12 protein-coding genes are annotated in these 14,115 nt (G+C 61.4%); 2 read left to right on the top strand and 10 right to left on the bottom strand.

Annotation, left to right across the window (positions count from 1 at the left end; all coding sequences use genetic code 11):
- Positions 1-2: 2 nt before the first annotated feature.
- Positions 3-1,013, top strand: a complete 1,011-nt coding sequence (locus tag V1475_RS01675) for an ABC transporter ATP-binding protein (RefSeq protein WP_479411364.1) — start codon at positions 3-5, stop codon at positions 1,011-1,013.
- 63 nt (positions 1,014-1,076) lie between these two features.
- A complete protein-coding gene (locus V1475_RS01670) occupies positions 1,077-1,895 on the top strand; it encodes a sugar phosphate isomerase/epimerase family protein (RefSeq protein ID WP_479411363.1) in 819 nt (272 codons plus the stop codon).
- Positions 1,896-1,904: 9 nt separating this feature from the next.
- Here the strand turns inward: V1475_RS01670 and V1475_RS01665 are convergent, their stop codons facing one another.
- The 10 genes from V1475_RS01665 to V1475_RS01620 form a co-directional block, all read right to left on the bottom strand.
- The gene (locus tag V1475_RS01665; protein ID WP_479411362.1) at positions 1,905-3,119 is read right to left on the bottom strand and encodes an OpgC family protein; all 1,215 of its coding nucleotides are present in this window, start codon (positions 3,117-3,119) and stop codon (positions 1,905-1,907) included.
- On the bottom strand, positions 3,106-4,902 hold the full coding sequence (mdoH, locus tag V1475_RS01660; RefSeq protein ID WP_479411361.1) for a glucans biosynthesis glucosyltransferase MdoH: 1,797 nt from the start codon (positions 4,900-4,902) through the stop codon (positions 3,106-3,108). Before mdoH ends, V1475_RS01665 begins: the two co-directional genes overlap by 14 nt.
- A gap of 13 nt (positions 4,903-4,915) precedes the next feature.
- Positions 4,916-5,092 carry a hypothetical protein gene (locus V1475_RS01655; RefSeq protein WP_434290335.1) on the bottom strand — a complete coding sequence of 59 codons (177 nt, stop codon included), beginning with the start codon at positions 5,090-5,092 and terminating at the stop codon, positions 4,916-4,918.
- Positions 5,089-6,642, bottom strand: coding sequence for an OpgD/OpgG family glucan biosynthesis protein (locus V1475_RS01650; RefSeq protein WP_479413943.1), 1,554 nt, complete (start codon positions 6,640-6,642; stop codon positions 5,089-5,091). Before V1475_RS01650 ends, V1475_RS01655 begins: the two co-directional genes overlap by 4 nt.
- A gap of 511 nt (positions 6,643-7,153) precedes the next feature.
- Positions 7,154-8,170, bottom strand: a complete 1,017-nt coding sequence (locus V1475_RS01645; RefSeq protein ID WP_479411360.1) for an ABC transporter permease — start codon at positions 8,168-8,170, stop codon at positions 7,154-7,156.
- Positions 8,167-9,669 (bottom strand): sugar ABC transporter ATP-binding protein, encoded by a 1,503-nt coding sequence (locus V1475_RS01640; RefSeq protein WP_479411359.1) that lies wholly within the window; start codon positions 9,667-9,669, stop codon positions 8,167-8,169. Before V1475_RS01640 ends, V1475_RS01645 begins: the two co-directional genes overlap by 4 nt.
- 81 nt (positions 9,670-9,750) lie before the next feature.
- The gene (gene torT / locus V1475_RS01635; RefSeq protein WP_479411358.1) at positions 9,751-10,815 is read right to left on the bottom strand and encodes a TMAO reductase system periplasmic protein TorT; all 1,065 of its coding nucleotides are present in this window, start codon (positions 10,813-10,815) and stop codon (positions 9,751-9,753) included.
- A 90-nt stretch (positions 10,816-10,905) separates the two neighbouring features.
- Complete coding sequence (locus V1475_RS01630) at positions 10,906-11,877, bottom strand: 5-oxoprolinase subunit C family protein (protein ID WP_479411357.1); 972 nt, start codon at positions 11,875-11,877, stop codon at positions 10,906-10,908.
- Positions 11,867-12,742 carry a 5-oxoprolinase subunit B family protein gene (locus V1475_RS01625; RefSeq protein WP_479411356.1) on the bottom strand — a complete coding sequence of 292 codons (876 nt, stop codon included), beginning with the start codon at positions 12,740-12,742 and terminating at the stop codon, positions 11,867-11,869. Before V1475_RS01625 ends, V1475_RS01630 begins: the two co-directional genes overlap by 11 nt.
- On the bottom strand, positions 12,739-14,115 hold the full coding sequence (locus V1475_RS01620; protein WP_479411355.1) for an acetyl-CoA carboxylase biotin carboxylase subunit: 1,377 nt from the start codon (positions 14,113-14,115) through the stop codon (positions 12,739-12,741). Before V1475_RS01620 ends, V1475_RS01625 begins: the two co-directional genes overlap by 4 nt.

The following is a 14,115-nucleotide window of genomic DNA, read 5'->3' as shown; positions in this document are numbered from 1 at the left end:
ACATGTCTAGCATTGAGTTACAGGCCGTCGAAAAATGGTTCGGCGATGTGCAGGTCATCAAGGGCGTCGATCTCAAGATTGACGAAGGTGAATTCATCATTTTCGTTGGCCCCTCGGGCTGCGGGAAATCGACGCTTTTGCGCATGATTGCCGGGCTTGAAGAGACCTCTCGCGGCAAGATTTTCGTGGGCGAACGCGACGCCACGGCAGAGCCGCCGTCGAAACGCGGTCTCGCCATGGTGTTCCAAAGCTACGCGCTCTATCCGCATATGTCGGTGCGCGACAACGTGGGCTTTGCGCTCAAGGCCGCGGGTGAGCCGAAGGATGTCATCGCCAAGAAAGTCGATGAGGCGGCGCATGTGCTGAAGCTCACCGATTATCTCGATCGGCGCCCCAAAGACCTCTCTGGCGGGCAGCGTCAGCGCGTGGCCATCGGCCGTTCCATCGTGCGCGATCCGACGGCGTTCCTGTTCGACGAACCTCTGTCGAACCTCGATGCCGCTCTGCGGGTCGAGATGCGCTATGAGTTGGCGAAACTGCACCGGTCGCTTGAGAGCACGATGATCTATGTGACCCACGATCAGGTGGAAGCGATGACGCTTGCGGACCGGATCGTCGTTTTGGAAGCGGGCAAGATTGCGCAGGTCGGCTCGCCCAAGGAGCTTTACGAACGTCCCGGAAACCTCTTCGTGGCGCAGTTCATCGGCTCGCCGAAGATGAACGTCATTCCCGCCGCGGCGATGGGGCTTGGCGAGAAGGGCAAGGATCTTGGCATTCGCCCTGAACATATCTCCATTGTCGCGCCCGGTGAGGGCGATCTCGATGGCGTGGTCGATGTGGTCGAATATCTGGGTGCCGACACTTACATCATCGTCGATGCCGAAAACGGGGCCGGGCAGATGACCATTCGCGATCTTGGAGACGCGCCGCATCAGCCGGGGGAAAAGGTCGGGTTGAAATTCGGCGAAGGGCGCACGCATCTGTTCGACGAAAAAGGTTTGGCGATCCGCTGAGCTGTCATCCGTTCGTGACGGTCGGCTCCTAAACAGGGACCGATCTGAGCGAAGGAGAATGACATGACTCTGCCTGTTATCGGTGCGGCGCTGAACGTCGAACACCTGCCGGAATTTCGGGATTGGCTGTTCGAGAAAGACCGCGATCTGGAGCTTCAGAGTTTTATCTGGCCGGAGATGCTGATCAAGGGTGACTGGCACGATCTGGTGGCCGAGGCCAAGGCGCATCTCGATGGATACAACGGCCGGATGGGCATCCATGGGCCGTTTTGGGGGCTGTCGTTCTCAAATCCCGACCCGGACATCCGCGCCGTGGTCAAGACCCGCATGATGCAGGGGCTCGAGATTGCCGAAGCCCTTGGGGCGCGGTTCATGGTGATCCATTCGCCCTACACAACTTGGGACTGGCACAATCTCGACATGCATCACGGCGCGCGTCAGCGGGCGATTGCGATGGCGCAGGAGGTGCTCGGAGATGTGGTTAAGCGGGCCGAAAATATCGGTCTGACCCTGATGCTGGAGAATATCGAAGACATCGAACCGGAGGATCGTAAAATCCTTGCGCAAAGTTTCGATTCAGAGGCGATCCGGCTGTCGGTCGACACGGGCCACGCTCAATATGCGCATGGCGCCACCGGCGCGCGCCCGGTCGATCATTTTATCCGCTCGGCGGGCGAGATGCTGGGCCACGTTCACCTTCAAGATGCCGATGGCTTTGCCGACCGGCACTGGGCGATTGGTGAAGGGACGATCCGTTGGCACGGCGTATTCCGGGCGCTGGCGGAGCTCAAGTCGGAGCCGCGCCTCATCCTTGAACTGCGCGAGGCGTCGGACATCTGGTCGTCGATGAACTGGCTAAGCCGCGAAGGGCTTGGCCAGTAGGAGTGATATTCATTCCGCAGGCATGGGGCGGGTGGCGAAGGCGACGGGGCGCGCGGCATTTTGCCGTTTGGCGGATTTCTGAATGTCGCCAAGCCAGGCCACGACGATCAGGATCAGCGCTCCCAGCGGCATGAGCACCCAACCGAGCCATTCTGCCTCGGAATAATAGCCCATAATCACATGGTTGAAGAGCGCAAGGATCGTCCCAGCGGCAAAAACCAGCAAGCCCTGACGTCCGAGAAGCCGCAAGAAAGACAGGGCTTGCGACCCGGTCAGCCGCGTCACCCAAGGCAGGCAGGACAGCACATAAGCCAGCGCGAGCGCATGCGTCATGCGCGGCAGCGCAAGGAAAGTCTTGTCATGCGACACCATGTTGAACGGCAGTCCAGCTTTGCCCAAAAGCGCCATCTGGTGGTTCAGCACAGGGCCGACCCCCGGCACGTAGCGCCACGCGACCACCAGCGCGAGCCAGCCAAGCGCGAGCCAGAACAGCCACGGTGTTTTTGGCACGAAACGTTCGCCCCGGCGCAGGAAAATGCCGGTCAGAAGTCCCACGACAAAGATCAGTTGCCACGCCACCGGGTTGAAGAACCAACCGCCCGGGTTGGGGTAATTCGGCAGGTTCAGTCGCCAGATCCCCGCGGCCAGCCAGAGCGCGATGGACAGGCCCAAAAGCAGCATCGGTCGCCAGAGCCCGAGAAGGATCATCAAGGGCCCGCAAAACAGCAGGACCGAATAGGCCGGCAGGATGTTCACATAGCCAAGCTGGTGGCCCAGAAGCGGGATGCCGATCAGTGCCTCTTGGGTGTTGTTGAAAACCTGTTTGAGATTGATCTTGGTCAGCAACTCGTCGACACCGAACCATGTTGCGCCCGCCGAGAAAATCGCGATGGCCAGCATGGTCAGCAGGATTTGCACCATATAGAGCGTCCAGGACCGTTTCCACATCGGTGCGACGGCCTGCCAGAGGCCTTTCTCGCCAATCGCCTGAAACCGCCCGGTATAGGCGAGGCCTGCGGCGATGCCCGACATGATGAAAAACGCCTCCGCCGCATCGGAAAAGCCGATGTTGCGGACCGTAAGATATTCATAGGGGTTCTCCGGCGAGTGATCGACGAAAATCATCAGGAGTGCCAGCCCGCGAAACGCGTCGATCCGGGGGTCGCGCGGACGCTTGGTGGGGTGGGCAAGCTCGGTGGGCACCGCGATGTCATGCCGGGACATGGGTCACCTCCGTGGTCAGGGTTTCATTGCGAGGCTCGGATTGCCAACGGCCAAGAATCTCGCGATAGCTGCGGATTACCGGCGCGGGGCGACGTTCTTCGGGTACGAGAAACAGTTTGTGTGTGAGCGGGCGCGAGGTCCAGGCGATCAGGAAGGGGGCTGCCAGCATCGGCAGGCAGACCGGTAGGAGCCAGAAGGTGAGATCGGGTGCCACACGGGCGACAATGGCCAGAGCCGCGCCACCGGTGAGCATGATCCAGAGACCAGCGCGAAAGCCCTCCGCCAGTGTCAGAGCGCCTTCGCCGCGCTGGTTGGCGGGCCAGCCGCCATCGCGGCCTGAAAGCACCTGCATCACCGCCTTGGTCTGATACATCAGCATCAGGGGGGCGATCAGGGATGACAGCAGGATTTCGGCCACGACGGAAAAACCTGCCCGAATGGAGCCGCCGAAGCGCGCTGTGCGACGGGTGCCGGAGGCCTCGTAGAGGATCGCGAATTTCGGCAGGATCAGAAGCCCCATGATGCCGACGATCAGCGCAGTGATCTCCTTGGTCCGATCATCCGGGAAAACCGGGAAGAGCATATGCGGTTCCGGGAAATAGTTCGGCACCGGTGCGAGGATCGTCGCGACCACGGATGTGATCAGAAAGGCCGCCCAAAGCACGGAAACGAGATAGGCGAAGATGCCCTGAAGGAAGACAAAACGCGACCATGCCGCCAGACCCGGAGCGAGCAGGAGCCGGGAATGCTGAAGGTTGCCCTGACACCAGCGGCGGTCGCGTTTGGCGTAAGACAGGATGTTCTCCGGGCCTTCCTCGAAGGAGCCGCCGATGCTGTGATCGACCTGCACGCGCCAGCCGGCACGGGCCAGAAGCGCGGCCTCGACGTAGTCGTGGCTGAGAATATGTCCGCCAAAGGGCGGCGGTCCGGCCAGTTCCGGCAGCGCACAGCTTTCGGCAAAGGCCTTGAGCCGGACCATGGCGTTGTGGCCCCAGAATGGACCGGTGTTGCCCTGAAGGCGCTCAAGCCCACGGGTGAAGACCGGGCTGTGAAAGCTCGCGGCGAATTGCATGGCACGTCCGAAGAAGGAGCGCGCGCCGATGATTTTCGGCAGGGTCTGCAAGAGCCCGAGTTTTGGATCGGCCTGCATCTTGGCGGCCATGTCGCGGACCGTGCGGCCCTCCATGAGGCTGTCGGCGTCGAGGATCAGCGCAAAATCATAGGCCCCGCCGGAGCGGTGGATGAATTCTTCGATATTACCCGCCTTGCGGCCCCGATTGTCGCTACGGCGACGGTAGAAAATCCGGCCTTCGCCATGGGTTTCCGCGATCAGGCGCAGGTAAGTCTGACGCTCCAGAAGGGCGGACTCTTCGTTGCGTGTGTCTGAGAGGATCGCGATGTCGGCAGCCAGACCTTCGGCGCGGATCGAATGATCCATCGCGGCGATGCGGGCAAATGTGGTCACCGGGTCTTCGTTGCAGATCGGAACGAGCACGACGAGGCGCGGGGCCGGTGTGGCCAGATCGGGTGTCGGGCGCGGTTTGCGGACGCTGGGTGCCAGCCCCACGAAAGACAGGGTCGCGCCCCAGGCCAGCCAGGCCGTGGTCACGAAAATCAGAAGCCCGCGCACCACGTCCCAGACATCGACGCCGTCCTGAATCGCGGCATCGGCCAGAAGCGTTGAGGCGATGAGTGCGGCGAGAAGTGCGAAACTCAAGGCCAGAAAACGCAAAAGCCTGGTCCGCGGGTCGGCGGCCAGTGCCTTGCGGGGGGAAGACGACATGTCCGTGCCTCCCTCAGACGGGCTTTCCGGGCAAGATCAGACGCAGCAGACGCGGCCACTCGGCGCGCATGGTGTCGCGTTCGAGCACCTGCTGCGGCATGTCGAGCGGCGCCTCGGGCGGCATCCAGTCCAGAGATGCGTCCAGAAGGGCGTTGGTATCGGTGTCATGTGGAGTGTGCGTCACAGTCATTCCCTCACCCATTGATAAAGCCATGTTTCCGTCAATGTCTGATCATAACCCGTCAGGGCGGCTTTGAGTTCCGCAACACTTCCGGGATCGGCCTTGGCCTCGATCACCAGACGCCAGATATCGGTATCGCTGACCTTGCTGACAATAGCCTGCTTGATCTCTCCACGGCCAATCGTGACCTGCGGGAGCAATTCTGCGTCGGCGGGCAGGGACGACAGGGTGCCGCCTACGAAATCGATCACGAATTTGCGCGTATCGCTTTTCTGTTCGACACCGGCCACGCCACCTTCGCCAACGCGAGTGCGCAGGATGCGGGCCCGGTCCACGCTGCGGTCGCCTTCGGGGGCCATGCCCCAATGCAGGCGATAGGCGTATTCGAGTGCGGTGCCTTTGGTCATCTCACCCTCGGGCACCCAGAACGCGACGATGTTGTCGTTGCCTTCGAGTTTCGACGGGATCTCCACCAGCCGCACCGTGCCTTTGCCCCAGTCGCCGATCGGCTCGACCATAAGCGAGGGGCGGCGTTCGTAATGCGCCTGCGCGTCGAGGTAATCGTCGAATTCGCGGCTGCGCTGCACGAGGCCGAAGGACAGCGGGTTTTCCGCGCCGAGATACGAGCTGGCCAGACGCGGCGGGTTGTTCAGCGCGCGCAGGAAGGTTTCGCCGCCACGGGTGTTGAGCACGAGATATTCGCTGTCGTGCACGGAGGCGCGGAAATCGTCGAATCCGCGCGGATCGGCACCGCCGAAGAGATACATCGAGGTCAGGGGCGCGATGCCGATCTGATCGGTTTTCTCGCGCAGGAACAGCCGGGCGGTGACCTCCATCTTGGTGGTCGCGCCGGGGGTGATCGCAAAGCGATAGGCGCCGGTGACGGATTTGCTGTCGAGCGCGGCATAGACCATGATCGTCGCCGCACCCGGCACAGGGCGTTCGAGCCAGAAATCGGTAAAGCGGGGGAATTCCTCGCCGCCGTTCATGGCGGTGTTGACGGCAAGACCGCGCGCCGACAGGCCATAGACGTTGCCACGCCCCAGAGCGCGGAAATAGCTCGCGCCGAGGAACGCGATCAACTCGTCGAAAATATCGGCGCGGTTGAGCGGATTGTGCAGACGGAACCCCGCAACCCCCGGCATCGGCGTATCTTCGGGGATCTGCTCGCTGACATTGCCGCCATATTCGAAATCGTGGGTGGAGAATTCCATCGGCTGCGCGCGCCCGTCGACGATCTCGTAGATATGCACCGGCTCTTTGAAGAGCCAGCCGAGATGGAAAGCGTGCAGGCGGAATTCCTGCCCTTCGTCCTGCCAGCGGGCATGGTCGGGGCGGAACCGGATGCGTTGATAGGAATCGTAATCGAGGCTCGCGAGCGGGCCGTCGATCTTCTGCGCCTCATGCCAGCTTTCGCCTGCTGCGGCGCGCATCTCTTCGCTCAGGGCATCGAAGCTGAAGGGCGGGAACTCGGGCGTTTCGACAACCGGCTCGGCCGGGGCTGCGGGCGCGGGCTGGGTTTCCGGCGTCGTCTCCTGCGCACGCAGCGCATAGGGCATCATCGCGGACAAGGCGACAGATCCCGCAAGCGTCGCAAGAAAGCGACGGCGGCGAAGATTGTCAGGGGTATTTTCGGTTGCGGCGGTGGAACCGGCGGGGATCGTCAAACTGGCACTCCGTAAAGTCATGGTCAGGGCAGTAGATAGGGCTTGGATTTTGCTCTGCAGCAGAAAATGCCAATCTGCGGGTGTTTCGGGCGGAAAGCTGCTTAATGCGGGCGGAATTCCACCTATTCTCAACGCCTTTTGACCTTTTTTGTCCATCGCGCAAGTGGGATTCTTTGCACAGTATAAGGATTCCTTGTGGAGTCAGTGTGATCTGATTTCGCACCTGCGGCACGATTGTTCGTAAAAGTGTTACATCGGTGGCGCGCATGGTTTCCAGTGTGAAAAATGCACATAACTCCCCGTCGCCCGGCCATCGCTGCCGCGACTCACTCCAAGGGGAGACAGGTATGACAAAGGGGGCCGCGATGCAGCCCCCTTTTTGCTGTGATGCGAGGATGAGGGATCAGCGTCCCTGCATGATCATCCTGTAACGCATCTGGTCGAAGATCACGGCGAGGATCAACAGCCCGCCCAAAAGCACCATCTGCATATAGGAACTGATCTTGGCGAGGTTCATGCCGTTTTGCACCATAACGATGAAGAAGGCGCCGAGCACAACGTTTTGCACCCGCCCGATCCCGCCCCGGAGCGACACGCCCGCGATGACACAGGCCGAGATCGATTCGAGCGCCATGGTGCCGCCGAGGTTTGCCTCGCCGCTCTCCACGCGCGCGGTCAGAAGGACGCCTGCGAGGGCCGCAATCAGCGAGCAGATCACATAGGCCAGAACGAGGGTTTTCTTGGTGTTAATTGCCGAAAGGTGTGCCGCTTTGATATTGCCGCCGACGGCGTAAAGCCGTGTTCCCAAGGGCGTGCGCGACATCACCAGCCACATGACGGCGATGCAAATGATGGCGATGAAGACCGGCACCGGGACACCGAACCATTTGCCAAAGCCGAACGTGTCGCCAAAGGCGAAAGGCAGGCCGGAGATCGGGATGCCGCCGGTCATGAAAAGCGCAAGCCCCGCGCCGACGGAGGAGACGCCCAGCGTCATGATGAAGGGGGAGACCTCGAAATAGGCAACGCCCACGCCGTTGATCAGCCCGACGATCAGCGCCACGATGCCGCCCGCCGCGATGCCGATGGCGATGATCAGGAACACGCTGTCGAACACGCCCGCCGCCCATGTCATCGAGAGCGCGGAGACGACGGAGGTCAGCGCAATCGCCGTGCCGACGGAGAGATCGAATCCGCCCGAGACCAGCACCAGCATCTGCCCCAGGGAGACGAGCACCAGATAGACCGACTGGCGCGCGACGTTCACAAGGTTTTGCCCGGTCAGGAATTTGTTCGACATCAGGGAGAAGACGACGAGCGCGATGGCGAGGAAAAACGGCAGGACGCCAACGCGGAGAAACAGGGTTTTGATCGGATTGGCGCGCGGTTCGCTCTGCGCCTGTGCAGTTGCATCGCTCATTGGACGGGCTCGCTTTCGGTGAAGAAATGTTTGAGGACGGTGTCTTCGCTGGCCTCCGCGCGCGGCAGTTCCGCGCTGATCCGGCCATTGGCAAAGACGAGAAGACGGTGGGAAAGGTTGATCGCTTCGGGCAGGTCCGACGAGATGACGACAACGGCCTTGCCCGCCTCCGCCAGTGCCTTGATCTTGAGGTAAAGCGCTGCGCGCGTGCCCATATCGACGCCCACGGTAGGCTCGTCGAAGATATAGACATCCGCCTCTTGGCCAAAGGCTTTGCCGAACAGAACCTTTTGCTGATTGCCACCCGAAAGCTGCGAAACGCGGCGGGTCCGATAGGCGTCGGGCAGCTCCACCCGCGTGGCGATCCCGGCCACCGTGTCGCGCACGGAGCGCCAGTCGATCCAGCCGCGTTTCACCGGGCGACCTGAGGTCACCACATTGAGCGCAAGATTGTCGTCGGAGGTTTTGGCAAGGTCCAGCCCCTCGTGTTTGCGATCGGGCGAGAGGTAATAGAGACCGGCGCGGATGATCTCGCGGGTCGGTCGCCCGGTGATGTCATGGCCTTTGAGTGCGACCGTGCCGGAGCGCACCGGCACAAGCCCCATCATCGCGCGGAAGAACCGCGATTTGCCACAGCCCACAAGCCCCGCAACCCCCAGAACTTCGCCCCGCCGCAGCGTCAGCGAGGAAGGCGCGACACCGGAAGTTGCGAGGTTTTGCACCTCCAGCACCACCTCGCCCGGTTCGGTCTCAATCGTTGGGTAAATTTCGGCAATCGCGCGCCCGGTCATCATCTCGACCAGAGCCGCCTCATCGGTGCCCGCCATCTCGACCGTGCCGATCTTGGCCCCGTCGCGCAGCACGGTGATGCGGTCGGCGATGCGTTTGAATTCTTGCATCCGATGCGAGATGTAGATGATGCCAACGCCCTTGGCCTTTTGCCGGTCGATGAAGTTGAACAGGTGATCTACCTCGCGATCCGTGAGCGATGCGGTCGGTTCGTCGAGGATCAACACCTTGGGATCGCCATGAAACGCCTTGGAGATTTCCAGCATCTGCTGTTGCGCCCGCGACAGAGACGAGACCTGCGCAGTGGGAGAAATGGGAAAGCCCAAAGTGTCGAAAATCTCCTGCGCGCGGCGGCGCATTTCGGCATGGTCGATCATCATCCCGGTGCGCGGTTCCTGCCCGAGAAACATGTTCTCGGCGACCGTCAGCGTCGGGATCAGAGAGAATTCCTGAAACACGGTGAAGACACCGTGGGATTTGGCGCGCGCCACCGAGTCGAAGGTGACTTCGTGGTGGTCGAGGTAAATCTTGCCCTCGGACGGAGTGTTGGCACCCGCCAGCATGGAGATCAGCGTGGATTTTCCCGCGCCGTTTTCGCCAAAGAGGACGTGCACTTCGCCGGGCATGAGGTCGAAATCCACCCCGTCGAGCGCACGCACGCCGGGGTACGTCTTGGTCAGATTGTGGGTCGTGAGAAGAGGAAGAGTCATAGGGCCTCCTGAGCGGGTGAGGCAGCAGGGGACTGCCTCACCCGACATGGTCTTCAGATCATGTCGAAGATCGGTCTGGGATCACTCGACGGAGAAGACCGGACGGAACCCTTCCGGCGGAAGGATCGCATCGCGGGACACATCACCGATGTTGTCCTGATCGACCACGAAGATTTTCGGACCGACGTGTTTGACGTAATCCTTGCCTTCGATGATCCGGACGGCCTGATCCATGGCGATCCGGCCTTGGATGACCATCGAGTCCGCCGGGGCCGCTTCGATCATGCCGCGCTGGATGCCGGTGTAGACGCCGGGGGTCATGTAAAAGGCCAGAAGGCCGATGTCGTCTGTGAGGCCACGCTCACGCAGAAGACCCTGCGCAGCTTCGGCGGTCACGGCGGTGCCTGCGAGGTATTTCACGTCCGGATCGGATTGCAGCACATCTTCGACGAGCTTGAGCTGGGCCTCTTTGCCGGTGTCGCCATAGCGCGGTTCGAGCACCTCAACGGCGGAGCCTTCGACGGCCTTAAGGAAACCGGTGTTCGCGGCCTCGACCCAACCTGCGCCTGCCGGACCAGGGAACCAGCCGACCTTGACCGGATCGGTGCCAGCCGGGTGTTTCTCAGCCAGATATTTGCCGGTCTCAAAACCCATGGTGTAGAAAGATACCAAGGATTTGGCGGAGATGTCCGGCGAGGACACGCCGTTGATCACGTCGATCACCGGAATGCCTTTGGCGGCGGTTTCCTTGATCACGTTGTTGAGACCATCGTAGGAAATCGCGCCGATGATCACAGCGTCGGCACCTGCGGCAACACAGTCTTCGATCTGGCTGACCTGCTTGGCAAGCTCGGTGTAGCCGCCGGCTTCGACGAGGTTCATCTTGACGCCAAGGCGCGTGGCCTCCTCAGTTACGCCGTAATCGACACCCAGCCAGTAAGCGTCTTTCATATGCGGGAAGGACACGCAGATGTCATAGGCCTCATCGGCTTTTTCGAGCGGCACATAGATGACGGGCGATGCGGTTCCATCGGCGGAGAAGGCGGGGGTAACTTCTTCGGCCTCATAGGGGAACCAGTCTTCGGCGAAGCTGGGAGCGGTGGCCAGTGCAGCAAGCGCCACACCTGTCATCAGGGCAAGTTTCATGGATCTGACTCCTTGTTGGTTCATCAGGGAAGGCGGTTTCAGCCGCTTTTGTGGTTAGAGGGTGGGGCGTAAACCCCGGGTGTCAGCCCCTCATGCGAGGGCCTGACGAATGTCTTCGATCATGGTCTTGCGCGCGGCACGGGCCGCCAACGCTTCGTCCATTTCGACGCGTTTGAATTTCACCGGTGTGTTTGGCTGGAGCTGACCGATCAGGTCCATATCCGCCGAAATCACCGCGCCAAGGGTAAAGTAGCCCCCGCCCGAGACCGCATCGCGGTGCAAAACGATGGGTTCAAGCCCGCCGGGCACCTGAATGGAGCCGTAGGAATAGCAGCCGTCGACGATGTTCGAGGGATCGGAGCCTGCGCCGAAGGGCTGCGGACGATCCACGAATTCCATCGGAGACCCACCCCGGAAACGATAGCCCATGCGGTCGGCCTCGGGCGCGACCACCCAATCGTCTTCAAAAAACGCCTTCTGGCATTTTTCTGTGAGACGGTGCCAATAAAGCCCGGTGACAGCGCGCAGAACAGCCGGGGTGCCGGGGCGGCGGCGGAGCGCATCGGGGACCACGCGCCCCTCCGCCACCACGGACCCGGTGCCGACGGGGATCACATCGCCCGCAGCAATCGCGCGCCCTTCGAACCCGCCAAGCGCGCCGATGGGATAGGTCGAACGCGACCCGAGCGCAGGTTCCGTGGCGATGCCGCCGGAGACGGCGATATAAATCCGCGCGCCGGTTTTCAGAAACCCGAAGGACAGAACCTGCCCCGGTTTCACGGTAAAGGAGGTCCATGTCTCGCGCGGCTCACCATCAAGGAACATGGGCATCTCTGCGCCTGTCACGGCCACGCTCATCTCGGCGCCGAATTTGATCTCCGGCCCCATGAAGACGGCTTCCAATCCCGCCGCTCCTTCGTCATTGCCCACGAGCAGGTTTGCGGCCCGAAACGCGAGGCGATCCATCGCGCCGCCCTCGGGAATGCCGAGGTGGAAATAGCCGGGGCGGCCAAGGTCCTGAATGGTCGTCGCAAGCCCGGGTTTGATGATCTCAAGCGTCATTGAGGGCCTCCATCAGCTTGGCGTTAAAGCCGGTCATGTCGTCGTTGAATGCCTCGAGATCAAAAGCGACCTCGGCGATGCGCGGCGTGTAAGTGCCGTCCTCGATCCCTTTGGTGATCGCGTCGAATTCCTCGCGTTCGATGGGTTTCCATTTCACGATGTCGCCGGGGCGGAAAAAGACCATGAAGTCTTTGAGGTAACTGACCTTCTGATCCGGATCGAAAATCGTCATGGGCGTGATGCCGAACATCTGATAGCCGCCCGCGCCGCGCACGGAATAGATACAGCTGAAACAGCCGCCGATCCCCACCGTGTGGCGCGGCGTGTCGGTGCGCGGACGGAGGTATTTCGGCACTTCGATCTGTTTGTCGCGATCCACGAGTTGATAGAGGAAGGGCAGGCCCGCGACGAAACCCACCATGGAGACGAACCACGGCTGCGAATGGAAAGCCTCGATCAGCGCATCGACGCTGTCATAGCCATTGATCCGCGCGGCATATTCCAGATCCGATCCAGACGGGTCCTGGTGGCGCTCGCGAAACCGCATCAGGGTTTCGTGGGTCCATGGGTCCTGGAAATAGACCGGGATTTCAATGATCCGGGTGACGAGGCGTTTCTCCTGCACCTCGGCCTTGTGTTCGAATTCCTTGATCTTCGCCATCATCGCTTCGGGCGCGACCACATCGGGGTCGAACCGCACTTCGAACGAGGCGTTGGCGGGCAGAATCTCGGTCACGCCGGGGATATTGGCGTCGCGCACCATGTTCGAAAGCGACAGGGCGATGAAGAAGGCATCGAGCGACATTTCATCGTCGATCTCGACATAGATATGCTCGTCCCCGCCATAGCTGTAACGCGTTTTCATGCGGCGTCTCCTTTGGTTGCGGACAGGTTTCCGGCCTCAAGCCACGGCTCAAGCCATTGGGTGTGGAAGGCGCCTTTGCGCACCTCCGGATCGGCAGCCAATGCAAGATGCAGCGGCGCGGTGGTTTTCGTGCCGCCGATTTCCATGCTTTCGAGCGCGTCGACCAGCTTGTCGATAGCCGCGTCGCGCGTCTCGGCATGGACGATGACCTTGCCCAAAAGCGAGTCGTAGAAAGGCGGGATTTGATAGCCTTCCGACAGGAAGTGATCGAACCGCACGCCTGCACCGCTCGGCTCTTTCAGCGTCGACACGACACCCGGCCAAGGCATGAAGTTCATGAACGGGTCTTCGGCGCAGAGGCGTACTTCGATGGCGTGACCGGTCTTTTTGATCTCATCTTGAGTCATCGACAGCTTGGCGCCGCCGCAGACCTTGATCATCTCCGCCACCAGATCGACGCCGGTGACCATTTCGGTCACGGGATGTTCGACCTGAATGCGGGTGTTCATCTCGATGAAGTAGAATTCATTCGCCGCCTCATCATAGAGATACTCAAGCGTCCCTGCGCCGCGATAGTTCACCGCCTTGGCGAGTGCGACGGCAGAGGCGCAAAGGCTTTCGCGGGTCTCATCGTCAAGACACATGGCCCCGGCTTCTTCCCAGACCTTCTGGCGACGCCGCTGCAGCGAGCATTCGCGCTCGTAACAATGCACGGCCGTCTCGCCATCGCCGAGGATTTGCACCTCGATATGGCGCGGTGACAGGATCGCGCGTTCGATATAGAGGCCTCCGTCGCCAAAGGCGGCCTCGGCTTCGGCTTTGGCTTGGGGCGCGAGGGTCTTCAGTTCCGCCTCATCTTTCGCGATCCGAATGCCGCGACCACCGCCACCGGCGGCGGCTTTGATCATCACCGGATAACCGATTTTCTCGGCCACGGTGAGCGCCTCTGAGACATCAATGCGCCCATCGGAGCCCGGAACGACCGGAACGCCGGCTGCTTCTGCGGCCTGACGTGCCGCGACCTTGTCGCCCATACGCTCGATCGTATCGGCAGACGGTCCCACGAAAATCAGCCCGGCCTCTTCCACGGCGCGGGCAAAGGCCGGGCTTTCGGAGAGAAAGCCATAGCCCGGATGGATCGCATCCGCATTCGTGGCCTTGGCGGCTTCAAGGATTGCGGGGATGTTCAGGTAGCTGGCTTTCGATGGCGCGGGCCCGACACAGATCGCCTCATCGGCAAGCTTGACGGCCAACATCTCCGTATCCGCTTCGGAATGTGCCTGAATCGTGTGGATACCGAGGGCTTTCGCGGCTTTCACCACGCGCACGGCGATCTCCCCACGGTTGGCGATGAACAGGCGTTCGATGGCCAT

The organism is Celeribacter sp. SCSIO 80838 (genome assembly GCF_056498065.1).
Note: the sequence above shows the minus strand (reverse complement) of the source record. Positions and strands in the feature narration are given on the sequence as shown.

Bases quoted from the DNA above. Each gene is read 5' to 3' on its own strand.
- V1475_RS01665 (WP_479411362.1), bottom strand. From the start codon at position 3,119: ATGTCCCGGCATGACATCGCGGTGCCCACCGAGCTTGCCCACCCCACC.
- V1475_RS01675 (WP_479411364.1), top strand. From the start codon at position 3: ATGTCTAGCATTGAGTTACAGGCCGTCGAAAAATGGTTCGGCGATGTG.
- V1475_RS01645 (WP_479411360.1), bottom strand. From the start codon at position 8,170: ATGAGCGATGCAACTGCACAGGCGCAGAGCGAACCGCGCGCCAATCCG.
- torT (WP_479411358.1), bottom strand. From the start codon at position 10,815: ATGAAACTTGCCCTGATGACAGGTGTGGCGCTTGCTGCACTGGCCACC.
- mdoH (WP_479411361.1), bottom strand. From the start codon at position 4,902: ATGTCGTCTTCCCCCCGCAAGGCACTGGCCGCCGACCCGCGGACCAGG.
- V1475_RS01640 (WP_479411359.1), bottom strand. From the start codon at position 9,669: ATGACTCTTCCTCTTCTCACGACCCACAATCTGACCAAGACGTACCCC.
- V1475_RS01655 (WP_434290335.1), bottom strand. From the start codon at position 5,092: ATGACTGTGACGCACACTCCACATGACACCGATACCAACGCCCTTCTG.
- V1475_RS01670 (WP_479411363.1), top strand. From the start codon at position 1,077: ATGACTCTGCCTGTTATCGGTGCGGCGCTGAACGTCGAACACCTGCCG.
- V1475_RS01650 (WP_479413943.1), bottom strand. From the start codon at position 6,642: ATGCCCTATGCGCTGCGTGCGCAGGAGACGACGCCGGAAACCCAGCCC.
- V1475_RS01625 (WP_479411356.1), bottom strand. From the start codon at position 12,742: ATGAAAACGCGTTACAGCTATGGCGGGGACGAGCATATCTATGTCGAG.
- V1475_RS01630 (WP_479411357.1), bottom strand. From the start codon at position 11,877: ATGACGCTTGAGATCATCAAACCCGGGCTTGCGACGACCATTCAGGAC.
- V1475_RS01620 (WP_479411355.1), bottom strand. From the start codon at position 14,115: ATGGCCATCGAACGCCTGTTCATCGCCAACCGTGGGGAGATCGCCGTG.